Source organism: Salinicola sp. MH3R3-1 (assembly GCF_001937155.1).
Lineage (GTDB): Bacteria > Pseudomonadota > Gammaproteobacteria > Pseudomonadales > Halomonadaceae > Salinicola > Salinicola halophyticus.
Genome location: NZ_MSDP01000011.1, coordinates 19,135 through 43,167, shown reverse-complemented (window position 1 = coordinate 43,167; position 24,033 = coordinate 19,135). Strand labels below are relative to the sequence as shown.

General features: G+C 63.7%; 20 protein-coding genes. 10 read left to right on the top strand and 10 right to left on the bottom strand.

From position 1 onward, the window contains the following. Positions 1 to 65: 65 nt before the first annotated feature. A complete protein-coding gene (locus BTW08_RS07895; RefSeq protein WP_075561980.1) occupies positions 66 to 1,286 on the bottom strand; it encodes an argininosuccinate synthase in 1,221 nt (406 codons plus the stop codon). A 211-nt stretch (positions 1,287 to 1,497) separates the two neighbouring features. Here BTW08_RS07895 and rnt point away from each other — a divergent pair, with 211 nt between their 5' ends. Further along, positions 1,498 to 2,163, top strand: a complete 666-nt coding sequence (gene rnt / locus BTW08_RS07890) for a ribonuclease T (RefSeq protein WP_075561979.1) — start codon at positions 1,498 to 1,500, stop codon at positions 2,161 to 2,163. A gap of 114 nt (positions 2,164 to 2,277) precedes the next feature. Here the strand turns inward: rnt and grxD are convergent, their stop codons facing one another. Beyond that, positions 2,278 to 2,625: a Grx4 family monothiol glutaredoxin gene (grxD, locus tag BTW08_RS07885; RefSeq protein WP_075561978.1), complete on the bottom strand. Its 348-nt coding sequence runs from the start codon at positions 2,623 to 2,625 to the stop codon at positions 2,278 to 2,280. 410 nt (positions 2,626 to 3,035) lie between these two features. On the opposite strand from grxD, the gene argF reads away from it, so the two are divergent. Next, positions 3,036 to 3,953, top strand: a complete 918-nt coding sequence (argF, locus tag BTW08_RS07880; RefSeq protein ID WP_075561977.1) for an ornithine carbamoyltransferase — start codon at positions 3,036 to 3,038, stop codon at positions 3,951 to 3,953. A gap of 66 nt (positions 3,954 to 4,019) precedes the next feature. Here argF and BTW08_RS07875 read toward each other — a convergent pair whose 3' ends face one another. From BTW08_RS07875 to BTW08_RS07865, 3 genes are all read right to left on the bottom strand, one after another. Next, a complete protein-coding gene (locus tag BTW08_RS07875; protein ID WP_075561976.1) occupies positions 4,020 to 4,640 on the bottom strand; it encodes a VTT domain-containing protein in 621 nt (206 codons plus the stop codon). Positions 4,641 to 4,776: 136 nt separating this feature from the next. After that, the gene (gene trpE, locus BTW08_RS07870) at positions 4,777 to 6,273 is read right to left on the bottom strand and encodes an anthranilate synthase component I (RefSeq protein WP_075562099.1); all 1,497 of its coding nucleotides are present in this window, start codon (positions 6,271 to 6,273) and stop codon (positions 4,777 to 4,779) included. Positions 6,274 to 6,495: 222 nt separating this feature from the next. Continuing rightward, positions 6,496 to 7,161: a phosphoglycolate phosphatase gene (locus tag BTW08_RS07865; RefSeq protein ID WP_075561975.1), complete on the bottom strand. Its 666-nt coding sequence runs from the start codon at positions 7,159 to 7,161 to the stop codon at positions 6,496 to 6,498. 325 nt (positions 7,162 to 7,486) lie between these two features. On the opposite strand from BTW08_RS07865, the gene BTW08_RS07860 reads away from it, so the two are divergent. Further along, positions 7,487 to 8,785, top strand: coding sequence for an NAD(P)/FAD-dependent oxidoreductase (locus BTW08_RS07860; protein WP_075562098.1), 1,299 nt, complete (start codon positions 7,487 to 7,489; stop codon positions 8,783 to 8,785). Positions 8,786 to 8,825: 40 nt separating this feature from the next. Further along, on the top strand, positions 8,826 to 10,478 hold the full coding sequence (locus BTW08_RS07855; protein WP_075561974.1) for a dihydroxyacetone kinase subunit DhaK: 1,653 nt from the start codon (positions 8,826 to 8,828) through the stop codon (positions 10,476 to 10,478). Positions 10,479 to 10,806: 328 nt separating this feature from the next. Here the strand turns inward: BTW08_RS07855 and BTW08_RS07850 are convergent, their stop codons facing one another. From BTW08_RS07850 to rpe, 5 genes are all read right to left on the bottom strand, one after another. Continuing rightward, the gene (locus BTW08_RS07850; protein WP_075561973.1) at positions 10,807 to 13,143 is read right to left on the bottom strand and encodes an ATP-dependent DNA helicase; all 2,337 of its coding nucleotides are present in this window, start codon (positions 13,141 to 13,143) and stop codon (positions 10,807 to 10,809) included. Further along, positions 13,140 to 14,879 carry a VRR-NUC domain-containing protein gene (locus BTW08_RS07845; protein ID WP_075561972.1) on the bottom strand — a complete coding sequence of 580 codons (1,740 nt, stop codon included), beginning with the start codon at positions 14,877 to 14,879 and terminating at the stop codon, positions 13,140 to 13,142. The genes BTW08_RS07850 and BTW08_RS07845 overlap by 4 nt, the downstream gene beginning before the upstream one ends. Before the next feature lie 75 nt (positions 14,880 to 14,954). Beyond that, the gene (locus BTW08_RS07840) at positions 14,955 to 15,701 is read right to left on the bottom strand and encodes a ParA family protein (protein WP_075561971.1); all 747 of its coding nucleotides are present in this window, start codon (positions 15,699 to 15,701) and stop codon (positions 14,955 to 14,957) included. 45 nt (positions 15,702 to 15,746) lie between these two features. After that, positions 15,747 to 16,088 (bottom strand): GIY-YIG nuclease family protein, encoded by a 342-nt coding sequence (locus tag BTW08_RS07835; protein WP_075561970.1) that lies wholly within the window; start codon positions 16,086 to 16,088, stop codon positions 15,747 to 15,749. A gap of 6 nt (positions 16,089 to 16,094) precedes the next feature. Next, positions 16,095 to 16,781, bottom strand: coding sequence for a ribulose-phosphate 3-epimerase (rpe, locus tag BTW08_RS07830; RefSeq protein WP_075561969.1), 687 nt, complete (start codon positions 16,779 to 16,781; stop codon positions 16,095 to 16,097). Between the two features lie 295 nt (positions 16,782 to 17,076). Between rpe and ggt the strand changes: the two genes are divergently transcribed. The 6 genes from ggt to BTW08_RS07800 all read left to right on the top strand — a co-directional run bounded on the left by ggt (position 17,077) and on the right by BTW08_RS07800 (position 23,991). After that, complete coding sequence (ggt, locus tag BTW08_RS07825; RefSeq protein WP_210403220.1) at positions 17,077 to 18,756, top strand: gamma-glutamyltransferase; 1,680 nt, start codon at positions 17,077 to 17,079, stop codon at positions 18,754 to 18,756. Positions 18,757 to 18,877: 121 nt separating this feature from the next. Continuing rightward, on the top strand, positions 18,878 to 20,053 hold the full coding sequence (locus BTW08_RS07820) for an MFS transporter (protein ID WP_083627754.1): 1,176 nt from the start codon (positions 18,878 to 18,880) through the stop codon (positions 20,051 to 20,053). 149 nt (positions 20,054 to 20,202) lie between these two features. Further along, positions 20,203 to 21,231 (top strand): thiosulfate ABC transporter substrate-binding protein CysP, encoded by a 1,029-nt coding sequence (gene cysP, locus BTW08_RS07815; protein ID WP_075561966.1) that lies wholly within the window; start codon positions 20,203 to 20,205, stop codon positions 21,229 to 21,231. Further along, positions 21,228 to 22,082 carry a sulfate/thiosulfate ABC transporter permease CysT gene (cysT, locus tag BTW08_RS07810; RefSeq protein ID WP_075561965.1) on the top strand — a complete coding sequence of 285 codons (855 nt, stop codon included), beginning with the start codon at positions 21,228 to 21,230 and terminating at the stop codon, positions 22,080 to 22,082. The genes cysP and cysT overlap by 4 nt, the downstream gene beginning before the upstream one ends. After that, positions 22,082 to 22,909, top strand: coding sequence for a sulfate ABC transporter permease subunit CysW (gene cysW / locus BTW08_RS07805; protein ID WP_075561964.1), 828 nt, complete (start codon positions 22,082 to 22,084; stop codon positions 22,907 to 22,909). Before cysT ends, cysW begins: the two co-directional genes overlap by 1 nt. After that, complete coding sequence (locus BTW08_RS07800; protein WP_075562097.1) at positions 22,906 to 23,991, top strand: TOBE-like domain-containing protein; 1,086 nt, start codon at positions 22,906 to 22,908, stop codon at positions 23,989 to 23,991. The genes cysW and BTW08_RS07800 overlap by 4 nt, the downstream gene beginning before the upstream one ends. Positions 23,992 to 24,033: the final 42 nt, after the last annotated feature.

Sequence of the window (24,033 nt, the reverse complement as noted above, 5' to 3'; positions counted from 1 at the left end):
ATTGCTCCCGATATGCCTGCGACATGAGCCGTGGCATCGATGGTTGGCCGTGCCGTCGAGCGACTTCAGCTGGCCGAACGGCCCTTGCCCGCGGCGATCCGCAGACGCAGCGCATTGAGCTTGATGAAGCCTTCGGCGTCTTTCTGATCGTAGGCGCCAGCGTCATCCTCGAACGTCGCGATCGACTCGTCGAACAGCGACTGTTCGGATTGGCGCCCCACCACGATGGCATTGCCCTTGTAGAGCTTCAGGCGCACCACACCGTTGACGAATTCCTGGGTTTCATCGATCGCCGCCTGCAGCATGCGGCGCTCCGGGCTCCACCAGTAGCCGTTATAGATGACCTTGGCGTACTTGGGCATCAGCTCGTCCTTGAGATGCGCCGCTTCGCGGTCGAGCGTCAGCGATTCGATCGCCCGGTGCGCGCGCAGCAGGATGGTGCCGCCCGGTGTCTCGTAGCAACCACGGGACTTCATGCCGACATAGCGGTTCTCGACGATGTCGAGACGGCCGATGCCGTTGTCGCCGCCCACCTTATTCAGCTTCGCCAGAACCTCGTGAGGCTTGAGCGGCTCGCCGTCGATCGCCACGACATCGCCTTTCTCGTAGGTCAGCTCGATGTAGGTCGGCTGGTCCGGCGCCGCTTCCGGCGAGACGCTCCAGCGCCACATGTCTTCCTCGGCTTCGGCCCAAGGGTCTTCGAGAATGCCGCCCTCGTAGGAGATATGCAGCAGGTTGGCATCCATCGAGTATGGGGATTTCTTCTTGCTCTTGGAGAAATCGACCGGGATGTCATGCTCTTCGCAGTACGCCATCAGCTTCTCGCGAGACGTCAGATCCCATTCACGCCACGGCGCGATGACCTTGACGCCCGGCTTCAGAGCGTAGGCGCCCAGCTCGAAGCGCACCTGATCGTTGCCCTTGCCGGTGGCGCCGTGGGAGATCGCATCGGCACCGGTCTCGTTGGCGATCTCGATCAGCCGCTTGGCAATCAGCGGGCGCGCAATCGACGTGCCGAGCAGGTACTCGCCCTCGTAGATCGTATTGGCGCGGAACATCGGGTAGACGTAGTCGCGGACGAACTCTTCCCGCAGATCCTCGATGTAGATTTCCTTGACGCCGAGCGCCTGCGCCTTGGATCGGGCCGGCTCGACTTCTTCGCCCTGGCCGATATCGGCCGTGAAGGTGACCACTTCGCAGTCGTAGGTTTCCTGCAGCCACTTCACGATCACGGAAGTGTCGAGGCCGCCGGAATAGGCGAGGACGACCTTCTTGATATCGGACATGCGACAGCTCCTTCGAGTTTCGTTGGACAAGGTTTCGGTGGCATACGGCGGTCGGCGACCGAACAAACGATGGATTATAACGCCCCGGGCCTGCCGCGAACACCAACCGCCGGGACGCCAATGGCCGAAACTGCTAGACTCTACGCGGTTTAATCATCGCGATTTCGTCATCACGTCATCGTCATTACGTCAAGGGAACGGGAGTCATTGCATGTCGGACGCCAGCATGAGGGAGCTGATGGCGCAGCGTTTTCGCGGGTATCTCCCGGTGGTGGTAGACATCGAAACCGGCGGATTCAATTCAGCCACGGACGCCATGCTGGAGATCGCCGCCGTGCCGCTGACGATGGACGAGCAAGGCAATCTGCTGCCGATGGACACTATCGCTTTCCATGTCGAGCCCTTCGAGGGTGCCAACGTCGAGCAGTCCGCCCTGGACTTTACGGGAATCGATCTCTCCAGCGCCTTCCGCCAGCAAATTGCGGTCAGCGAGCGCGAAGCCCTGGACGGCATCTTCAAACCGATTCGCAAGACCATAAAATCCCACGACTGCACGCGAGCCATCCTGGTCGGCCACAACGCCTCCTTCGACCAGGGGTTCCTGAACGCCGCGATCCAGCGCTGCAACATCAAGCGCAACCCGTTTCACCCGTTTTCCAGCTTCGACACCGCCACCCTTTCGGCGCTGGCGTACGGCCAGACGGTCCTGGCACGTGCCTGCCAGGCCGCCGGTATCGATTTCGACAACTCCTCGGCCCACTCGGCGAGCTACGATACCGAACGCACTGCAGAACTCTTCTGCGCCATCATCAATCGCTTCAAGGATCTCGGCGGCTGGAATCTGGCGATGAAGGAACAGGGTCTCGACGAGCTCTGAATTCCGAAACGACTGTATTTAGAAACGACTGAATTTCGAAACGACTGCATTTCGAAACAAAAAACGCCCCGTGCGATGACGGGGCGTCTCGGAAACGAAACTCGAACGGACGGCTCAGCTGTCGCTGGGAGAAGCCTCGGCCGATTTTGCGGCAGCCGCCTTGACCATCGGCTCCAGCTCACCGTTCTGATACATCTCGACGATGATGTCGCAGCCGCCTACCAGCTCACCGTCGACCCACAGTTGCGGGAACGTTGGCCAGCTGGCGTACTTCGGCAGCTCAGTACGAATATCCGGATTATCCAGAATGTTGACGAAGGCAAACTTCTCGCCGCAGGCCATCAGCGCCTGTACCGCCTGAGCAGAGAAGCCGCACTGCGGCAGCTGGGGCGAGCCTTTCATGTACAGCAGGATCGCGTTGTCGTTGATCTGCTGCTTGATCGCTTCGATGGTATCGCTCATGGGACGTCCTATAGCGGGAAGAGAGGGCCGATGCCGACTCTTCGCGTGTACGCGAGTGTGAATGACCGTACTCCCATTCTACTGATGACACCGACTGAAAACACCCCTGCCGCCGATTCAGGCTCGCGCCGGGCCATTGCGCCGCCCGCAGCCTCTCGTTAGGATAATTGGCTTTCGCGCGGATCGGCCACGACCGCAGAAACGCAACATCGGCCGATCACGGCGCCGTCTCGCCAGACACCTTTGCAGGCGTCTGGTAAGCGGCGCTTTTTTCATTGTTTCCGAGTCGCCTACCGTGGATAGCCCGCCATTGCGGTCGACGATCTCGATTTCGCCGTGCGGCGCGCCTCGATATTGCCGCATGCCTTGTAGCCAATGTCTCAACGTCAAGCCACGACAGGAAGCCGCCCATGAGCGCACGCCATTTTCTGACTCTGCTGGATCTCTCCACCGACGAGCTGGCCTACCTGATCCAGCGCGGGATCACGATCAAGAATCGGCTGAAGGCCGACGGCCCGACCTACACGCCGTTCAGCAATCGCACCTTGGCGATGATCTTCGAGAAGTCCTCCACCCGGACTCGCGTCTCGTTCGAGACCGCCATGGCGCAGTTCGGCGGTCATGCGCTATTTCTGTCGTCACGCGACACTCAGCTCGGCCGCGGCGAACCGATTGGCGACACCGCTCGGGTGCTCTCGGAAATGGTCGATGCGGTGATGATCCGGACTTTCTCCCACGCCGGACTCGAGCAATTCGCCGCCGCCAGTTCAGTGCCGGTAATCAACGCGCTGACCGACGATTACCATCCCTGCCAGCTGCTGGCCGATGTCATGACCTGGACCGAGTGTCGTGGGCCCGTCAAGGGCAAGACCGCGGTGTGGATCGGTGATGGCAACAACATGTGCCACTCCTGGATCAACGCCGCGCGCCAGTTCGATTTCCAGCTGCGCATCTGCTGCCCGGAAGGCTACGAGCCGCGCCAGGACATCCTCGACGCTGCAGGCCAGAATGCTGTCATCGTCCGCGACCCGAGCGACGCCGTTCGCGGCGCCGACCTGATCACGACCGATGTGTGGGCCTCGATGGGTCAGGAAGAGGAACAGGCCAAGCGCGAGCGCGATTTCGCCGGTTTTCAGGTCACCGAAGCACTGCTCGACCAGGCCTTGAGCGAGGCGATCTTCCTGCACTGCCTGCCGGCCCATCGCGGCGAAGAGATCAGCACCACGCTACTCGACGATCCCCGCGCGGTGATCTGGCAGGAAGCGGGCAACCGGCTTCACGCTCAGAAAGCGCTGATCGAATTTCTGCTGCTGGGCCAGGTCGACTGATCTGTCGATAGACAGACGCCGCGATCCATCTCGGGGATCGCGGCGCCAGTTCCGCTCGCTCGATCGCTACCCTTCTCGCGACTCCGCCGGCTGCGGGATACGGCATCGCGCCCGGTATCCCATCGCCATTTTCAGCGTCACGATGAATAACGCGAGTACCCCTGCCGCGACCAGTGCCTGGCCGACGTTACCGGTCAGCGCGGACTGCCCCAGCACCACGAAAGCCACGGCGTAAGGGCCGGTGGTCATCAGGGCAACGCTCAGGTAGATCGACAGCGGGACGCCGGCAATCCCCAGCGCGTAGTGCTTGAGAAACATCGGGACGCCGGGAACGAGCTTGATCAGGAATGTGACGCGCCAGGCATCCTGGCGGGCATCATCCAGTCCTGCCAGCGCCGGGAAACGCCGTTCGATGGAGGCACGCAGAACCGGCCGCAGTTGGCCGCTGGCGATCGCATAGCAGAGCAGCAGGTTGAGCAGCGTCGCCGCCGCCGAGAACATCAGCCCGGTCGGCACGCCGAAGCGCAACCCGGCGAGAATGTAGAAAGGCGTCATCGGGATGCCCAGCGCCGGCAAGCCCGCCATGGCAATCAGCAATGCCAGTGGGTGCAGCGCCTCGAGCGCTTCCCGCGAGACGCCGTTCCAGGCAATGAGAACCGCAACCAGCGACGCGAGGGCGAGAATCACGACCCGTCGCCTCAAGCGAGCTCGCCCGGGCACCAGGTCAGGATTGGCAGGAAATCGATCGGAGGCAGTCTGTCGCATGCCCCCGATCTAAACCGATCATCGTGACCGGGTGATGACAACCCGGCCGAGCCGCTACCTACTCCAGATTATCGAGCCCTTTCTCGGCCATCGCCACGGCGCGGAACAGCGCGCGACGCTTGTTGAGCGTCTCGTTCCATTCGTCGTCGGGGTTGGAGTCAGCCACGATCCCGCCGCCCGCCTGCACGTGGAGCTCGCCATCCTTCAGCACGGCGGTACGAATGGCGATCGCCATGTCCATGTTGCCGTGCCAGGAAAGATACCCGACCGCCCCGGAATAGACGCCGCGCTTGACCGGTTCGAGTTCGTCGATGATCTCCATCGCCCGGATCTTGGGCGCGCCCGAAAGCGTACCCGCCGGGAAAGTTGCTCGCAGCACGTCCATCGCCGACATGCCGTCGCTGAGCTTGCCGGTGACGTTGGAGACGATGTGCATGACGTGGGAATAGCGCTCGATCGCCATCTTGTCGGTCAATTCGACGGTTCCGACCTGGCTGATGCGGCCGATATCGTTGCGCCCCAGGTCGATCAGCATCAGGTGCTCGGCAATCTCCTTGGGATCGGCCAGCAGCTCCTCTTCCAGTGCCTTGTCCTGTTCCGGCGTGGCGCCGCGCGGCCGCGTGCCCGCAATGGGGCGCACGGTCACTTCGCCATCTTCCAGCCGGGTCAGAATTTCCGGCGAGGAACCGATCACATGATGATCGTCGAGATTCAGGAAAAACATGTAGGGAGACGGGTTGAGACTGCGCAGCGCACGGTAGAGATCCAGCGGCGGCGCCTGATAAGGGATCGACATGCGCTGGGACGGCACGCACTGCATCACATCGCCCGCCAGCACGTACTCCTTGATCCTGGCGACCGCGTCCTTGTAACCCTGCTCGCTGAAACTGGCGTGAAAATCGTCTTCGGCGACGTCAGCACGCCCCGTTCCCGGGCTCAGCGTATTGACAGTGGCACTGCGGAGCTTCAGTTCCAGCGTCTCGAGACGCTCGACGGCGTTGGCGTAGGCGTGAGGCGTCTCCGGGTCGGCATGCGTCCACAGCTGAAGACGACCCGAGAGATTATCGAAGACGACCAGATCGTCGCACACCATCAGCAGAATATCCGGCACCCCGATGGGGTCTGGCTTTTCGGCGGCAAGCGAGGTGCGCAGCTTGGGCTCTATGTAGCGGATGGTGTCGTAGCCGAAATAACCGACCAGGCCGCCATCGAAGCGCGGCTGATCGTCGAGCTGGGGCACCTTGAAACGTGACTGGAACCGCTCGATCCACGCCAACGGATCCTCGACCTCGCTGGCGCCGTGCTGTTCTCCGTCGACGATATGTCGAACGGTAAAGCCACGAACCTCGATGCGCTCCCGGCTGGGCAGACCGATGATCGAGTAACGGCCCCACTTCTCGCCGCCCTGCACCGACTCGAGCAGAAAGGTCCAGGGCGCGTCGGCCAGTTTGAGATAGGTGGAAAGCGGCGTATCCAGATCGGCCAGCACCTCTCGGGTGACCGGAATACGGTTGTAGCCGGCTTGTGCCAGCTCGGCAAAGCGATCAGGGGTCATCATGGGACCGGGCTCCAGCAGTGAAAATCAGCAATCGGCAATCGAGGGAATCGGCTGACAGTCACCATCGCCAACACGTGACGTAGCGAATCGACGCGCTGGGGCTGAAAAGACGTTGGGTATCCGGTCGCATGTCAAAGCTCGGTCGAAGGAGAAACGGGAAAACACCGGGGAGGTACACAAAACCGGCGCCACATCTGCCGTGGCGCCGATTCGGAAACCCTAAACGAGTTCCCGGAGCGATTCAACTACGCCATCCGGGCGGCTGGAGGCCACCGGCTCGCCGTGGTTGTACCCATAGGGTACGGCCAGCGTGCGAAAGCCTGCGCGCCTTCCCGCTTCCACGTCATGGCGTGAATCCCCCACCATCAGACACTGCGCGGGGTCGACCCCGTACTGCGTCGCCAGATGCAGTAACGGCGCCGGATGCGGCTTTTTCTCCGGCAGCGAATCCCCGCCCAGCGTGGTACGGAAATAGCGGCGCAAATCCAGCGCTTCGAGAATCGGATCGATGAATGCCGCGGGCTTGTTGGTGATCAGGGTGACGATGAGTCCCTCCGCCTCGAGGGCATCCAGCGCCTCTCGCACGCCGGGGTACACGCGGGTCCGCTCGCAGGGTGCTGCGTGATAATGGCGCAGAAAGTGATCGTGACTCGCGTCGATTAGTGACGAATCTGGCGCCTCATCCATGACACAGGCCAGCGCGCGCTCGACCAGCTTGCGGGACCCATTGCCCACCCAATCGCGGACCCTGGCCTCGCCCACCGACTCGAAGCCCTGCTCGACGAGCATGCCGTCCACTGCCGCAGCCAGATCGGGGACGGAGTCGATCAGCGTTCCGTCGAGGTCGAACGCCACCAGGCGAATATCGTGAAGCAGCGGATGCATGAGAGCTCCCTTGTGAGAACGGACCGGAAGATGGGCGTGCGGGCACCAGCTTACCCAAGACGGCGTAAGTTTACGCAACCTACGGATGCCAAGCGGCACTGATCGGCGTATCCTTTGGCCCATCTTTCGTCGAATCGACGGGTGCCGTTTTCCGTGAATGCGCAGTCTCACAGTCCGATATCGTCATCACTCGGCTCTTGCTGTGTCTGCTTTTCGCCAGTTACCGGCTTTGCGGACTTCCAACGCGACTTCCCGATTCGACGATGCTCGTTTTCCTCGAATGTTCTGGTTTCTTTCCTTTCCGATTTTCCGTCTGGAGCTTCCCATGACCACACCACGTATCGTCGTGGTCGGTGGCGGTGCGGGTGGACTCGAGCTGGCAACCCGTCTGGGTCGCAAGCTCGGCAAGTCCCGGCGTGCCGATATCGTCCTCGTAGATCGCAATCCGACCCACATCTGGAAACCGCTACTGCACGAGATCGCGACCGGCACCCTCGACTCCGGACTCGATGAGGTTTCCTACCAGGGCCACTCGAAGAGTCACGGCTATCGCTTCCAGCGCGGCACGCTGAGCGCCATTGATCGCGACAACCGAACCATCACCCTCGAGGCGATCCACGATCACGAAGACGTGGTCGTGCTGCCGGCCCGCCAGCTCGAATATGACTATCTGGTCCTGTCGGTAGGCAGCGTATCCAACGATTTCGGTACGCCCGGCGTTGCCAGGCACTGCCACTTCATCGACAGCCCGCAGCAGGCGGAGAGCTTTCGCCGCAACATGCTCAATACCTTCCTGCGCTACAGCGACCCCGAGCGCAGGACGCATCCCAAGCTGACCGTGGGACTGGTCGGTGCGGGCGCCACCGGTGTCGAGCTGGCAGCCGAACTCTTCGGCGCATCGCGCATGCTGCACAGCTACGGCTTCACGGCGATGGATAGCGGCAAGCTCGAGGTTCACCTGATCGAGGCGGCGCCACGCATTCTGCCAGCGCTGCCCGAGCGGATCAGCCGCGCCGTTCATGGCGAACTCGAACGTCTGGGGGTCAAGATTCACGTCGATACTCGAGTCACCGAGGCCAACGCCAACGGCTTCATCACCGCCGATGGCGAGCCGCTGGAAACGGATCTCAGCGTCTGGGCCGCCGGCATCCGCGCGCCCGAATTCCTGTCGAACCTGGGTCTCGCCACCGAGCGCAATCACCAGATCAAGGTCAGCCAGACTCTGCAGAGTCTGGACGACGAGCGGATCTTCTCCTTCGGCGACTGCGCCTCCTGCCCGCAGCCCGACGACAAGCGCGTCCCCCCGCGCGCTCAGGCCGCCCACCAACAGGCGACCCACTGCTATCACAATCTGCGCGCGGCGATGGACGGCAAACCGCTCAAGCCCTTCGTCTACCGCGATCGGGGTTCGTTGATCTCGCTGGCCCATTTCGAGGCGGTCGGTAGCCTCATGCGTGGCGCCTCGGCGCGCAGCCTGTTTATCGAGGGCCGGCTGGCCAAGTTGTTCTACGCTTCTCTCTACCGCATGCATCAGATGGCGATTCACGGCATCTTCAAGACCGGCATGACCGTCGTCGTCGATGGCCTCAACCGCTACATCCGCCCGAAAATGAAATTGCACTGATGCGTTGACCCCGAATTCGATACACCAGCGGAGAGACAACATGGATCGTTTCTACAATGCCCCCGGCGATGTCGTCGACGACATTCTCTATGCCGCGGCAGCGACTGCCCCGCTGCGCGTCGCCGAGCCGGAGAGTGGCCTGCGCATCCTGGTTCGCAGCGACTGGGACAAGCACGCTCAAGGGCGCCGCCAGGTCGCGGTTCTCTCCGGCGGCGGCGCGGGTCACGAACCCGCCCACGCCGGCTATATCGGTGAAGGCATGCTGACCGGCGCGATCTCCGGCAGCCTGTTTGCCTCGCCCAGCGTCGAAGCGGTACTCGCGGCCATCCGCGAGGTCTGCGGCGATGCCGGCTGCCTGCTGGTGGTCAAGAACTACACCGGCGACCGGCTCAACTTCGGGCTCGCTGCCGAGCGCGCCCGGGGCGAAGGGCTGAACGTCGCGATGGTCATCGTCGCCGACGACGTGGCCATCGAGAACGCCCCGCAGCCCCGAGGCATCGCCGGTACCGTGCTGGTGCACAAGCTGAGCGGTTATCTCGCCAGCCAGGAAACGCCGCTCGACGCCATCCGCGAGCGCGCCGAGGCGCTTTGCCGGCGCATGGGGTCGTTAGGCATGGCACTGAGCGCCGCGGCGCAGCCAGGTCAGGACGCCGCCGCGCGCGCGCCGGAGTTGGGACTGGGGATTCACAACGAGACCGGCACACGAGAGGTCGATCCGAAAAGCGCCGACGAAGCCATGACCCTGGTTCTGGACCCGTTGCACAACGCGCTTGCCGATCGCCAGCTCGCCGGGCCCTGGATCGCGATGCTCAACGACCTCGGTAGTTGCTCCACCCAGGAGATGGGCGTACTCGCCGCCAGCCTGCTGCGTCAACTGGGTCCCGATCAGGTAGCGCACTTGATCGGCCCGGCGCCGCTGATGACCTCGCTGGACATGCACGGTTTTTCGCTCACGCTGCTGCCGGCAGATGACGACATCGTCACCGCGCTATCGGCGCCGACGAGCGCTCCCGGCTGGCCCGGATTAAGTGCCATCCAGACGCCTGCGCATTTTTCGCCGGATACCCGTCAGGATCATGAAGCGCTGGTCGAGGATGCCCCGCAGGACGCCACCACTGCCGCCGCCCTCCAACGGATCATCGACGCCCTGCGCCAGTCGCGTAAGGAGCTCGACGCACTGGATGCCAAAAGTGGCGATGGCGATGCTGGCGCCAGCATGCAGAGCGGCGCCGACACGATCGCCAGGGCACTGCAGGCCGGGCGCCTGAATACCGCCGCACTGCCTCAGCTGTTCGCCGGCATCGGCCAGCTGCTGGCGCGGGACATGGGCGGTTCCAGCGGCGTGCTGCTGTCGATCCTGTTCACCACGGCTGGCGCGTCACTGGATCGGAGCGGCGAACTCGCCAACGCGCTGGCCGCGGGCGTCGAAAAAATGCAGGCCTACGGTGGTGCCGGACTCGGCGACCGCACCATGCTCGACGCTCTGATTCCCGCCATCGAATCGTTGCAACGGGGTGAATCGCTCACCCAGGCTGCGCAGGCCGCCCGCGACGGCGCCCAAGCCACCGCAGCGCTGACCCGCGCCAATGCCGGACGCTCCGCCTACGTGCCGGAAAGCGCGCTCAAGGGTATCGTCGATCCCGGCGCTGAAGCCGTGGCAAGAGTGTTCGAGGCATTGGCGAGAGAGCAATAGCGGCTTGGCGCCGTCCCGCCGGATCGATATCGCTCATTCCCAAAAGGCGAGACTACCACTGTCGGGTAATCGACCACTCTGGTGCTCGTCTCTGCGAGGGGGCTTAACGCTCGCCCCCTCCGGCCCCCCTCTGCTTGGCGCCCAGCATCACGAAATCCTGAATGTCACGAACTCAGCTCCGGGTCGGCGTGCCAGGGCATCCCTGCCCAGGCCCGCCTCTTGCGACATCCATGTCGCAAGACCCGGCTGCGTCCGAGCCATCCAGCGTGATGCTGAATAGGCGCCGAATGGTGGCGGCAGGATACGCACAGACTCATTTCCCACTGCCTCAATCCAACGTTGCTGGAGGCCACCACTCCGGCAGCAGCGCCTGGGCCTCTCGCCGGGCAAACCGATCGTCGAGCAGATGAATCACCCCTTCATCCGTGCCGGAGCGGATCACGCGACCAGCGGCCTGCACTACCTTCTGCATGCCGGGAAAGAAGTAGGCATAGTCGTAGCCATGACCGTAGAGCACCTGCAGCCGTGCGCGCATCTGCTCGTTGACCGGGTTGACCTGGGGTAGTCCCAGCGTCGCCACGAACGCCCCGATCAAGCGATCGCCCGGCAGATCGATGCCCTCGCCGAAAATCCCGCCCAGCACCGCGAATCCCACGCCTTCCCCGCTCGTCTCGAACCGCCCCAGAAACGCCTCGCGGGCGTCATCGTCCATGTGGGAGGCTTGCCGCCAGAGCGGAATTTGGGGATGACGCTCGGCCAGCCGATCGGCGACCTGCTCCAGATAGGCGAAGCTCGAAAAAAACGCCAGGTAATTACCGCGCCGTGCCTGGAACTGTTCGGCGATGCGATCCGCCAGCGGCGTCAGCGACGCCTCCCGGTCAGCATAACGAGTCGATAGCCGCGCGGCGATTTGCACCTCGAGCTGCGAGTCTCGAAACGGCGATGCCAGCGACACCCAGGGGGCACCTTCGGGTACGCCCAGCAGGTCACGATAGTAGGCTTCGGGAGCCAGGGTCGCGGAAAACAGGGCGCCGCCATGGGCAGCGGCAAAACGCGGCGCCAGGAACGGCGCCGGCACCACGTTGCGTAACGTCACCCGAGCGCCGGCATTGCGCTGCCGACCCCGTGCGGACTGCCGCGTCACGTCGCAGATCGAATGATCGCCGAACACATCGGCGACGCGACAGAAGTGCTGGGCGTCGAACGCGAACCGTTGCAGCTCGCTATCCAGCGCGATCGGCTGCTCGCTCTGGTACTCGACGATCTGCGAGACGGCCTGTTGCAGTGCATTGATCAACTTGCCGGGCAGCGTGTCGAGCACGCGATACTCGACGTCACTTTCCTCTGCCAGCGCTTGCCAGACGGACGCCACTCGCGACAGCGGCCTCTTGAGCGGCGCCGGCAGCGTCGGCTTCAGCCGCCGGAAGGCGGCATGATCGAGCGTCGCGCTGTACATGCCCCGCCCCCGCTCGATCAGATTGTGCGCCTCGTCGACGAGCAGACCGACCTGCCACTGCTGCTGCTGACTCAGGGCGTAGAGCATGGCGTGGAAATCGAACCAGTAGTTGACGTCGCCGATGACGACGTCGGCCCAACGCGCCATCTCCTGACCCAGATAGTAGGGGCAGACTTGGTGACCGAGCGCGATCTCTCTCAAGCCGGCCCGATCCAGCCAGCCGCGCTCGACCGCCGCCACGCGCGCCGCGGGCAGCCGATCGTAGAAACCGGCGGCCAGCGGGCAGGAGTCACCGTGACAGGCCTTGTCCGGATGCTCGCAGGCCTTGTCGCGGGAAGTCAGCGTCAGTACGCGCAGGGGCACCGCTTCGGCTGCGCTATCAATATCGATATCGTCGCACCCGAGCTCGTCCGGGCCGGCCCCCTCGAGCCGTTGGCGTTCGGCACCTAACGAACGCAATGCATCGAGCGCCAGGCGCTGGCCGGTGTTGCGCGCCGTCAGAAAGAAGATCTTGTCCAGCGGCTCGCCCGGCATCGCCTTGAGCATGGGGAACAGCGTACCCAGCGTCTTGCCGATACCGGTGGGCGCCTGCAGCATCAGCCAGCGGCGGGTGTGAATCGACTTGTAGACCGTTTCTGCCAGCGGCCGCTGACCGTCGCGGAATCCGGCGAACGGGAATCGCAGCGCCTGCAACGCGCGATCACGCCGCCGCCGGTGGGCCAGTTCCTGCTGCGCCCAGGCCAGAAACGCCTGACAGAGTGTCTCGAACACCTCTCGCAGTTCATCCGCCGAACAGGACTCGCTCAATGGGGTTTCGCGCTGGCTGACGATATCGAAATAGATCAGCGCCACCGTCAGTTGATCCTGGCCCCGCTCGACGCAGAGCAGATGACCGTAGACCTTGGCCTGCGCCCAGTGCAGCGCCCGCTGGTTGGCCGGCTGGCGGGAGAGATCGCCACGATGCGTCTTGATCTCCTCCAACCGATTGGCGGCGGGATCGTAGCCGTCGGCGCGGCCGCGCACCTCCAGATGACGATAGCTACCGCGCAGAGCGACTTCACGTTCGTAGCGTTCGCCGCGTCGTTCCCCGACCAGTTGATGACCGGCAATGCCCTCCTGCGCAGAGGGCGACGGAGTGAAGCGCAGATCGAGATCGCCGCGCTTGGCCGCGAATTCACACAGCGCGCGAACGGCGATCCGGTAGCTCAAGAAAGCACTCCCGTCATGCTCTCGCCGTCGCTCGCGGCTGTCGCTTCGCCGTTTCGGGCCTCCCAGGTGACGTAGCAGACGCTGACCGGCATATCGTGACGGGCGCAGAACTGAAGCCAGCGTTTCTGATTGTCCTGCAGGCGATCGCCGGGGCCTTTGACCTCGATCATGCGATACGCCGGCGACTCGCTCGTGCCGGCATCCGGCGAGTCATCGGCAGCGGCCGGCCAGAACTGGATCAGGTCCGGCATCCCGGCGCGATTGGCGCGGATATCGCCGAGCAGACGCTCGAACCACAGCCGAAGATGGCTGGCGGGAATGCACTGCAGGGCCAGCTCCAGCACGCGCTCGTCGAGCGCTTCCCAGAACACGAACGGTGACTGGATGCCGCGTTTGTCGTGATAGCGGCGGCGGATGATCTCCGCATGATCGCCCCGTTCGAGCGACGCCAGGCAGCCATCGATCAGTTCGCGACGGCGGGCCTGAAAATCCACCTCGAACAGATCGGTCGGCCCGCTATGAAACGGGTGGAAGAATGCCCCGGGCAGTGGCGCGAAGATCGCCTCCCAGCAGAGCAGCCCGAACAGGCCGTTGACGAGCACGTTCTCCACATAGCAGACCGGCGCCTCGTCGCGGGTGAGATGCCGGGCCACCGCCAGCTCGACGCTGGATGCCCGAGGCAGTACCAGATCGAGACGCGGTGGTTCCGGTGCCTTCGTGCGCCTGGCTGAAGCCACGCCCAGTTTGCGCCGCAGCCGCGGCAGCGCGCGCTCCAGCGCCTGACTCTCCGCGGCGCTGACGGGCGCTGTCTCGGCCTGCCCAGCCAGTATCAGCGCATCGCTCAGTTCCTGCTGCGCTTCGAGCACGCGAATCTGACGAAGCCGAGCTTCCGGCGCCGAGCAGTCTCGATAGAGCGCCAAGGCCTGATCGAGCTCGCCCTGGCGCTCGAGACGATAGGCCAGCTTGTAGAACAGCCGGCCTCGCCGACGCTCAAGCCAGTCGTTGTCGAACGCGATTCGCGGGATATCCGGCAACAGCGACTCCATCGCCTCGTCGGCGTCGAAGCGCTCGCGACAGCGGTGAAGATGATGATAGGCCTCAAGTTCCTCACGCCGGGAGAACGCTCGCGAGGCGGCATCCAGCTCGACGGCCTCGAAGCGATAGACGCCGAGTTCCGCCAGGACGAATTCCGACCAGTGCTGACGCAGATTGCCGAAAAACATCAGCCGGAAGCGCTCGCACATGGCGTCGACGTTCAGACGATAGTGACGCTCTTCCAGCGTCGGCAGCCACTCGGCCAGCGGACGAGGATCCGGCGACTCCGCCTGCAACGCCGAAAGCCAGACACGCTTGCCGGCACTCTTGCCGATACCGAGTTCCGCCAGCCACGGGGCCATGTCGGCGGCGATTTCCGCTCGAGTCACCAGCGTGAACAGGGTTTCCAGCGTCAGCGGCGCGCCCTCCTCGACCCAGCCGGGCTCGAGCAGCGGGCCTGCCGCGTGATGGCTGTCGCCGATCTCGGCATAGACCAGGCGACTGGCGCGAAAATCGGCGCCCTTGCGCATGACCATCCGCACCAGCAGCGCCTGAGAGGCTTGAGGCAAGCATTCGAAAGCGGCAATGAACGCCGATTCTTCGGCGCTCAGCAGATCCGCGTAGCGCGACGTCAACCAGTCGAGCACGCGGCGGAAGTTGGCGAGATAGTAAAGCGGATCTTCGAGCGTCGGCAGCGCCATGGGGTCCCCAGCGTCGGACTCAAAACACTGGGTAAGTATACAGACCCTGCGCGAACGTTCGAAGCCTTGGCGCGGCTACTCCCCCAATTCCGTCTTGAGTTCCTGCCACAGACGGCGATAGGCGTGAGTGGCACGGCTGCGAGGTGCCAGGTCCGCCAGCGGCCGGTTTTCGAGACTCATCCGCTCGATGTCGCTGGCATACGGAATCCAGTTCTCCAGCGTCCGCCCCAGGGCCTCGGGCGGCGAATCGATCCAGTCGCAGTGCAGGCGCCGACGCCGATCGACCAGATTGAAGAACGGCAGGACGCGTTCGCGCTGGCGCTTCTTGAGATCGAGATGTGTCAGCATCCGCGAGAACGCCTGCACCGACAGCGGGCTGGGAATCGTCGGCACCAGGATGCGATCGGCGGCGCGAATCAGCTGTTCGGCCAGCGTGGAGAGCCCGGGCGGGCAGTCCAGAATCATCAGCGCGTACTCCTCGCTGAATGGCTCGATCAACCGTTTGAGATGCTTGTCGCCCTCGGCCTTGTCCTCGAGGATCCGGTCGAGCTCGCGCAAACGCATGTCCGCCGGCAGCAGATCGAAACGCTCCCAGGGGGTGTGCTGGACCTGCTCACCCAGCGGTGACTTCCCCGACAGCAGCTTGCCGACCTTGCGGCTCATGCCGTTCTCTCCGCCAAGTATCCAGGTCGAGGCCCCCTGGGCGTCGAGATCCCACAGCAGTACAGGCAGGCCATCGCGATTGGCTTCGCGGGCCAGATTGACGGCGGCCGAGCTCTTGCCGACGCCGCCCTTGAGATTGTGCAGTGCCACCACTTTCATGATCGAAGCTTTCCAGGTCGACGTCGTCGGACGGTGACGGGAATTCTACGGTGCCGCGGGATCGGGAGCGATGACAATCTGGTGACATAACGATGACAGTCGATGGCGCTCGATCCAGCGGCGCTTGCTCTCGGCGCTCAGCCGTTTGATCGACGCCTCGAGCTTGAGCGCATCACTGTGGTTGCCGACCACCTGGGCGTGGCGCAGAGTCAGCGGCCCTTTGCCGCGCAGAGCCCGTGCGCCACGGCCGCGGGCATGCTGAGCGACTCGTCGGGCGACATCGGTGGTGATGCCGGTGTAGAGCGCGCCATTGGCCATCTCGACCAGATAGAGATACCACTGGCGCGACTCGACGGGTGGCGCCGACAGCTCGGCGGTCGTCGACATGCGCTGTCAGCTCGCGGCCAGTGCCGAGCGCATCTTGCCGATCACGCCGTCGTAGCGACTGGGATCATCGAGATTTCGCGCCTTGAAGATCGCCGAGCCGGCGACGAACGTATCGGCCCCCGCTCTGGCGATCTCGGCGATATTGTCCGGGCCGACCCCCCCGTCGACTTCCAGCCGGATCGGCAGGCCGCTGGCGTCGATGCGCCGGCGCGCCTCGCGCAGTTTGTCGAGCGCCGCGGGAATGAAGGACTGTCCACCGAAGCCGGGGTTGACGCTCATGATCAGGATCATGTCGACCTTGTCCATGACGTAATCCAGGTGGGAAAGCGGCGTTGCCGGGTTGAACACCAGCCCCGCCTTGCAGCCGTGGCTGCGAATGAGCTGCAGCGAGCGGTCGATATGCTCGGACGCCTCCGGGTGGAATGTCACGTAGCTGGCCCCGGCATCGATGAAATCGCCGATCAGCCGATCTACCGGCTTGACCATCAAATGGCAGTCGATCGGCGCGGTGATGCCATGCTTGCGCAGCGCCTCGCACACCATCGGCCCCATCGTCAGGTTGGGTACGTAGTGGTTGTCCATGACGTCGAAATGGATGATGTCGGCGCCCGATGCCACCACGTCTTCGACCTCCTGTCCCAGACAGGCGAAGTTGGCGGACAGAATCGAGGGGGCAATCTTGAAATCGCGCATGAGCGAAAAATCCTTATGCAGGCTGGCTTCTGGCGCTCATTCTAGCGCACGCTTTGCGATCTTTGGCGGCGCCGGACGTAAAACCACTGCGCCACCGAAGTCGATGACGCGGTTGGCGTCGACTCTTTCTATACTGCATCTGGCCTTGACCGCGCGTATCCCGTCGGTCACATACAACAACGACGCTTCTGGGGGACATTTCATGCCTCGCTTCATTGCTCCCGCGCTGCCCACTCGCCGGGTCATTGCGGTCTCCGTTTTCTGCCTGACCACCGCGGTCTCGGCGACATTCTCGATGGCGTTTTCGACGCCTGCACTGGCCCAGTCGGCGATCCTCGAGGGCGAGCGCTTCCATCCCCAGGTCGGCGAACACGCCATGGTGGCGACCAGCCATTATCTGGCTTCGCAGATCGCGCATGACGTGCTCGAAGGCGGTGGCAATGCCGTCGATGCGGCCGTTACCGCCGGGTTCGCGCTGGCGGTGACACAACCCCGCTCGGGCAATATCGGTGGCGGCGGATTCATGCTGATTTCGGACGAAAAAAGCGACAAGGTCATCGCCATCGACTATCGCGAGAAGGCACCCGCCGCGGCCTACGAAACCATGTTCCAGAACGAACAGGGGGAGGCCGTCTCCGAGCTTTCGCGCTACACCCACAATGCGTCCGGCGTGCCTGGCACGGTTGCCGGGCTGGCCCTGGCGCTGGATAAGTACGGCACGCTCACGCTGCCGCAGGCGCTCGCCCCGGCGATCAAGCTGGCCGACGAAGGCTTCGTCATTCCGCCGCGCTTCGCGGAGGGGCTGGACGAAGCTCAGGATCGACTCAAGCAGTGGGACTCTACCCGCAAGGTGTTCTACAAGCCGGACGGTTCGCTCTATCGTGCCGGCGAGCGATTCCGTCAGCCTGACCTCGCCGCGACGCTCAAGCGCATTGCCGACAAGGGCCCGCGGGAGTTTTACGAAGGCAAGACAGCCGAGCTGATCGCCACAGAAATGAAGAACCACGGTGGTCTGATGACGGCGAAGGATCTGGCCGGTTACCAACCGACGATTCGCGAGCCGGTGCACGGCACCTATCGCGGCTACGACATCTACGCCATGAGCCCGCCCTCCTCCGGCGGCGCGCATATCGTCCAGATGCTCAACATCCTCGAGGGCTACGACATCCATGCCATGGGCTTCAACTCGGCGCGGACGATCCATGTCATGAGCGAGGCGATGAAGCGCGCTTATGCCGACCGGGCCGAGTATCTCGGGGATACCGATTTCGTCGATGTGCCGTTGAAGGGCATCACGTCGAAGGCTTACGCCGAAGAACTGCGCGCGCAAATCGATCTCGACCACGCCACGCCGAGCAAGGAGATCGCCGCCGGTCATCCGCTGCCCTATGAGTCCAACGAGACCACGCATTTCTCGATCGCCGACGATAGCGGCCTGGCCGTTTCCAATACCTACACCATCAATTTCAGCTACGGCTCGGGCATCGTCGTCGACGGCGCCGGCTTTCTGCTCAACAACGAAATGGACGATTTCTCGGCCAAGCCCGGCACGCCCAACGCCTACGGCCTGATCGGCGGCGAGGCCAACAAGGTCGAACCGGAGAAGCGCATGCTCTCGTCGATGACGCCGACCATCGTCAAGAAGGATGGCAAGAACTTCCTGGTGACCGGTAGCCCGGGCGGCTCACGCATTATCACCACTACGCTCCAGGTGGTGATGAACGTGATCGACCATGGCATGAATATCCAGAGCGCGGTCAGCGCCCCCCGGATTCACGACCAGTGGCTGCCGGACGAGATCCGCATCGAGGACGGCATCAGCCCGGATACCATCGCTCTGCTCGAAGCGATGGGCCACAAGGTGAGCCAGCAGGAAGCGATGGGCGCGGCGCAATCTATCCTGATCGAGGATGACGGCACCTTCACCGGCGGCGCCGATCCGCGACGTTCGACGTCGTCGGCCATGGGGCTTTGAATTAGCCGCTGATCCATCGCCAGCGATCTGCAGCGCCATCAAGGGTTTCGAGGTGCGGCGGATCGCTGGCGTCGATTCAGTATCATGCCGCCGGGAACGCCGCATGCGCACAGGAGTCCCGATGCCGATTGTCATCATTGCCATCGCCGAATGGTTCGGCACCGCACTGTGGTTCACGCCCAACGCGGTGATCGACGATCTCCAGCGCCTGTGGCAGCTTTCTTCCGGCGACCTGGGCTGGCTGACCGGCGCGGTGCAGTTCGGGTTTCTGCTCGGCACGCTGGCTCTCGGTCTCAGCGGCCTTGCCGATCGCACGCGGGCCAGCCGGTTATTCGCGCTGGCATGTCTGATCGGCGCCCTTTCCAACGCGTTGCTGCCCTACGCCAACGGCCTGGAGTCGGCGGTCGGGCTGCGCGTGGTGACCGGGCTATCGCTCGCCGGCATCTACCCCATCGGCATGAAACTGATGGTGGGCTGGGCTCCGAAGCGCACCGGCCTGGGCCTGGCATGGCTGGTCGGCATGCTGGTCCTGGGTACCGCGATGCCTCATCTGCTCGCCGGGATACACTGGGGAGGCAACTGGCGGCTGACGCTCTGGCTCGCCTCGCTGCTAACGTTGATAGCCGGTATCGCCGTGTGGCGACTGGGTGATGCCCCGAGCGAGCCGAGGGCATCTCCCTCCACATCATCGCGCCTGGCCGGGCTGGGGGCGTTCCGGATCGCTGATTTCCGTCGTGCGGCCGGCGCCTACTTCGGCCACATGTGGGAGCTCTACACCCTCTGGACGCTCATCCCATTGCTACTGATAGCTGCAGATCCGACGATCTCCTCGAGAACGCTGGCGCTGACCTCGTTTGCCCTGATCGCAATCGGCGCTCCCGGCTGCTGGTTCGGCGGCTGGACGAGCCAGTACCTTGGCAGCTGCCGAGTCGCCGCCGCAGGACTGACGGGCTCGGCGCTTTGCTGTCTGGCGTATCCCTGGCTGGCGCCTCATATCGGCTACGCCCCGCTGGTCGGATTTCTGGGCCTGTGGAGCCTTCTCGCGGTAATCGACTCGCCGCAGTTCTCGGCGCTATCCGCCGGCGCCTGTCCACCGACACTGATCGGTAGCGCGCTGACGCTGCAGAACGCCATCGGCTTCGCCATTTCGGCCGCCTCGATTGGCCTGCTGGTCCCGGCGCTCTCCACCTGGGGGGCGACGATTGCCTGGTGGTTGCTGCCCGGGCCACTGCTGGGTCTGGTCGGACTTTACCGGATCGGCAAGCCGTCTCGCATGGCTCACGTTGAGCCAGTCTAGAAAGCGCATCTCTTCTTGGGTTCTTGGGTGGCGCCTTATGGAATAACCGCGCCAACATATAATAAAAGGTTATATCAAAACGAATTGTCATTCCATTCGGGTTTATTTAGCCTTGCCACTATCGCTAATAATCCATAGGGAACTGACACATGTTCGGGCTTTCCAGACCTCGCTCGCTATTCGCCGCCTCCGCCTTCGGACTGACCCTGGCGCTAGGCGCCCTGTCGCCTGCGCAGGCCCAGGAAGAACCGCGGGAGCTGCTCAACTCCTCCTATGATATTGCCCGCGAGCTCTTCGCCGCGGTCAATCCGAAGTTCATCGACTGGTGGCAGGCCCAGCACGACGAGACCGTCAGCGTGAAACAGTCCCACGGCGGTTCATCGACCCAGGCGCGTTCGATCATGCAGGGGATGCGCGCCGACGTGGTGACCTTCAACCAGGTCACCGACGTCAACGTACTGGCCGACGCCGGCCTGGTCGCCAAGGACTGGCAGGATCGTTACCCCAACCACGCCTCGCCCTACTACTCGACCATCGCGTTTCTGGTGCGCAAGGGTAATCCCAAGCACATCGAGAACTGGGACGACCTGGCTGGCGACGATGTGTCGCTGGTCTTTCCCAACCCCAAGACTTCGGGCAACGGCCGTTACACCTATCTCGCTGCCTGGGGCTACGCCGACAAGACCTTCGACGGCGACGAGAGCAAGATCGAAGACTTCATGAAGACGTTCCTCGGCAACGTCGAGGTGTTCGATACTGGCGGGCGTGGCGCGACCACGACCTTCGTCGAGCGCGATATCGGCGACGTGCTGATCACGTTCGAATCCGAGGTCAATAACATCCGCAACGAATACGGCAAGGACGACTACGAGGTGGTGGTACCGCCGGTGAGTATCCTGGCCGAATTTCCGGTGGCCGTGGTCGACGAGTATGCCGAGCGTAACGGCAACGAAGATCTGGCCAAGGGCTATCTCGATTATCTCTACACCGAGGAAGCGCAGCGCCTACTGGCCGGGTTCAACTACCGCGTCAACGACGAGAAGGTTGCCGAAGAATTCCGCGACCAGTTCCCGCAAACCGAACTGCTGCGCGTCGAAGATGTCTTCGGAAGCTGGCCGGAAGCGATGAAGACGCACTTCGCCAGCGGTGGTGAACTGGATCAACTCCAGCGCCGATGATCGCCCAAGCTCTCACGCGACGTCGCGAACGCCGAGTACTGCCGGGCTTCGGCCTGTCACTCGGCATCTCGCTGACCTTCGTCTCGCTGGTTCTGCTGCTGCCCCTGACCAGTCTGGTGGGGCAGCTTTCGCAGCTGAGCTGGTCGCAGTACTGGTTTCTGATCACCGACCCGCGCCTGCTGGCGAGCTACACGGTCACGCTCCTCGCCGCAGCGGTGGCCGCCCTGTTCAATGCGGTCTTCGGGCTGCTGATGGCATGGGTGCTGGTGCGCTACGAATTTCCCGGCAAGCGGCTGGTGGATGCCCTGATGGATCTGCCGTTCGCGCTGCCGACGGCGGTGGCGGGGATCACGCTGGCAACGCTCTACTCCAGTAACGGCTGGATCGGCCGGCTGCTGGAGCCGCTGGGCATTTCGGTTTCCTACACCTGGGTCGGCATCGCGCTGGCGATGGCCTTTACCAGCATCCCGTTCGTGGTCCGTACCGTGCAGCCGGTACTGGAAGATCTGCCGGCCGAAGTGGACGAAGCTGCGATGACCCTCGGCGCCAGCGATGGCCTCGCGTTTCGTCGGGTGATCCTGCCCTACTTATGGCCGGCGCTGGTAACGGGTACCGGGCTCGCTTTCGTGCGCTCGCTGGGGGAATTCGGCGCGGTGATCTTCATCGCCGGCGGCAAACCCTACGAGACCGAAATCACCTCGTTGATGATCTTCGTCAAACTGCAGGAGTACGACTACGCCGGCGCTTCGGCGGTCGCCTCGATCGTGCTCGCCACCTCGCTTGCCCTGCTGCTCGCGATCAACCTGTGGCAGGGGCGATTCATCAAGCGACTGCATGGAGGGCGCGGCTGATGATCCGTATCGGTGATGCACCGCGCGTCCGCCGTTTGTTGATCGGCGTGGCGCTGGCGCTGACGGCGCTGTTCCTGCTGTTGCCCTTGGTGGCGATTTTTGCCCAGGCGTTGATGAGCGGTATCGACGTCTACTGGCAGAACCTGAGCGACGCCTACACCCTGGCTGCCATCGGCCTGACGCTGCTGGTCGCCGTGATCACGGTGCCGGTCAATCTGGTCTTCGGGGTGTTTCTGGCCTGGCTGGTCACCCGTTTCGAGTTTCCCGGCCGCCGCCTGCTGCAGACGCTGATCGACATCCCGTTTGCCGTTTCGCCGGTGGTCGCCGGCCTGGTCTACCTGCTGCTTTATGGCCGCAACGGCTGGCTCGGCGGCTGGCTCGACACCCATGACATCCAGATCATGTTCGCCTGGCCGGGCATCGTATTGGTCACGCTTTTCGTCACCTGTCCATTTGTCGCGCGCGAACTGATTCCGCTGATGCAGGCACAGGGTTCGCGTGAAGAAGAAGCCGCGGTGACGCTGGGCGCTTCCGGCTGGACGATCTTCCGGCGTGTCACGCTGCCCAACATTCGCCACGCCCTGCTCTACGGCGTGATCCTGACCAACGCCCGCGCCGTAGGTGAATTCGGCGCCGTCTCGGTGGTCGCCGGGGCGATTCGCGGCGAGACCAACACCCTGCCGCTACAGGTCGAACAGCTCTATCAGGACTACAACACCGTCGGCGCCTTCACCAGCGCCTCGCTGCTGGCGTTGCTGGCACTGCTGACGCTGGCCGCCAAGGCGGCACTCGAATGGCGCGCCGCGCGCCGGGAGACCGCGACATGAGTATCCGCATCTCGCAGATCGACAAGACCTATGGCAAAACCCGCGCTCTCGAGCCCATCGATCTCGACATTCACGATGGCGAGCTGATCGGGCTGCTCGGCCCCTCCGGCTCCGGCAAGACTACGCTGCTGCGTATCGTCGCCGGGCTGGAACAGGCCGACGGCGGATCGATCCACTTCGGCGAGCGCGACGTGACCCACGTCCACGTGCGAGACCGGCGCATCGGTTTCGTGTTCCAGCACTATGCGCTGTTTCGCCACATGAGCGTGTTCGACAACGTCGCCTTCGGTCTCACCGCCATGCCGCGTTCGCAGCGGGCCTCGAGCGGCGAAATCCGCACCCGGGTGATGCAGCTGCTCGAGATGGTCCGGCTTCAGGACTTCGCCGAACGCTTTCCCGCCCAGCTCTCCGGCGGCCAGCAGCAGCGCGTGTCGCTGGCACGCGCCCTGGCCCTGAAACCCGACGTCCTGCTGCTCGACGAGCCGTTCGGTGCCCTGGATGCCAAGGTCCGTCAGGAGCTGCGTCGCTGGCTGCGTCATCTCCACGAGGAGCTTAACTTCACCAGCCTGTTCGTGACCCATGACCAGGAAGAGGCGTTGGAGCTGTCGGATCGCGTGGTGGTGATGAGCAATGGCCGGGTCGAGCAGATCGCGACGCCGGATACGCTCTATCGCCAGCCCGCCAACCGTTTCGTGTTCGAGTTTCTGGGCGACGTCAACCGGCTCGAAGGCGATATCGAGAACCAAGTACTGACCTGCGGCAATGCGCGAGTGGCGGTGCCCGGCGTCGAGAATGGCCGCCGGGAACTGCTGCTGCGCCCCCATGAGGTTCGCCTGGACGAGCAGCCCAGCGCACGCGCGCACTTGCCGGTCAGCGTCACTGCGGTGGTGCCGGTGGGCGCCGAAGTGCGGATCGAGCTGGAGGCCGACTGGCTCGGCGAACCGTGGCTGGCGACGATCAGCCATGCCGATTTCGAACGTCTGGCGATCACCCGCGGCAAACGACTATTCGCGCAACCCAGCCGTCTGCATCGCTTCGATACACCACGCCCGCAGACACTGGCGCCGTTATCGGTTTCGTGAGAGGAGACCGTCCGATTCACCTCCGGAATTTCCGTTCGACGC

Coding starts and splice junctions, on each gene's coding strand:
- BTW08_RS07820 (WP_083627754.1), top strand. CDS start 18,878: ATGCCGATTGTCATCATTGCCATCGCCGAATGGTTCGGCACCGCACTG.
- argF (WP_075561977.1), top strand. CDS start 3,036: ATGAGCGCACGCCATTTTCTGACTCTGCTGGATCTCTCCACCGACGAG.
- ggt (WP_210403220.1), top strand. CDS start 17,077: ATGGCGTTTTCGACGCCTGCACTGGCCCAGTCGGCGATCCTCGAGGGC.
- BTW08_RS07800 (WP_075562097.1), top strand. CDS start 22,906: ATGAGTATCCGCATCTCGCAGATCGACAAGACCTATGGCAAAACCCGC.
- rpe (WP_075561969.1), bottom strand. CDS start 16,781: ATGCGCGATTTCAAGATTGCCCCCTCGATTCTGTCCGCCAACTTCGCC.
- cysP (WP_075561966.1), top strand. CDS start 20,203: ATGTTCGGGCTTTCCAGACCTCGCTCGCTATTCGCCGCCTCCGCCTTC.
- rnt (WP_075561979.1), top strand. CDS start 1,498: ATGTCGGACGCCAGCATGAGGGAGCTGATGGCGCAGCGTTTTCGCGGG.
- BTW08_RS07855 (WP_075561974.1), top strand. CDS start 8,826: ATGGATCGTTTCTACAATGCCCCCGGCGATGTCGTCGACGACATTCTC.
- BTW08_RS07860 (WP_075562098.1), top strand. CDS start 7,487: ATGACCACACCACGTATCGTCGTGGTCGGTGGCGGTGCGGGTGGACTC.
- BTW08_RS07845 (WP_075561972.1), bottom strand. CDS start 14,879: ATGGCGCTGCCGACGCTCGAAGATCCGCTTTACTATCTCGCCAACTTC.
- cysT (WP_075561965.1), top strand. CDS start 21,228: ATGATCGCCCAAGCTCTCACGCGACGTCGCGAACGCCGAGTACTGCCG.
- BTW08_RS07835 (WP_075561970.1), bottom strand. CDS start 16,088: ATGTCGACGACCGCCGAGCTGTCGGCGCCACCCGTCGAGTCGCGCCAG.
- BTW08_RS07840 (WP_075561971.1), bottom strand. CDS start 15,701: ATGAAAGTGGTGGCACTGCACAATCTCAAGGGCGGCGTCGGCAAGAGC.
- BTW08_RS07895 (WP_075561980.1), bottom strand. CDS start 1,286: ATGTCCGATATCAAGAAGGTCGTCCTCGCCTATTCCGGCGGCCTCGAC.
- trpE (WP_075562099.1), bottom strand. CDS start 6,273: ATGACCCCTGATCGCTTTGCCGAGCTGGCACAAGCCGGCTACAACCGT.
- cysW (WP_075561964.1), top strand. CDS start 22,082: ATGATCCGTATCGGTGATGCACCGCGCGTCCGCCGTTTGTTGATCGGC.
- BTW08_RS07865 (WP_075561975.1), bottom strand. CDS start 7,161: ATGCATCCGCTGCTTCACGATATTCGCCTGGTGGCGTTCGACCTCGAC.
- grxD (WP_075561978.1), bottom strand. CDS start 2,625: ATGAGCGATACCATCGAAGCGATCAAGCAGCAGATCAACGACAACGCG.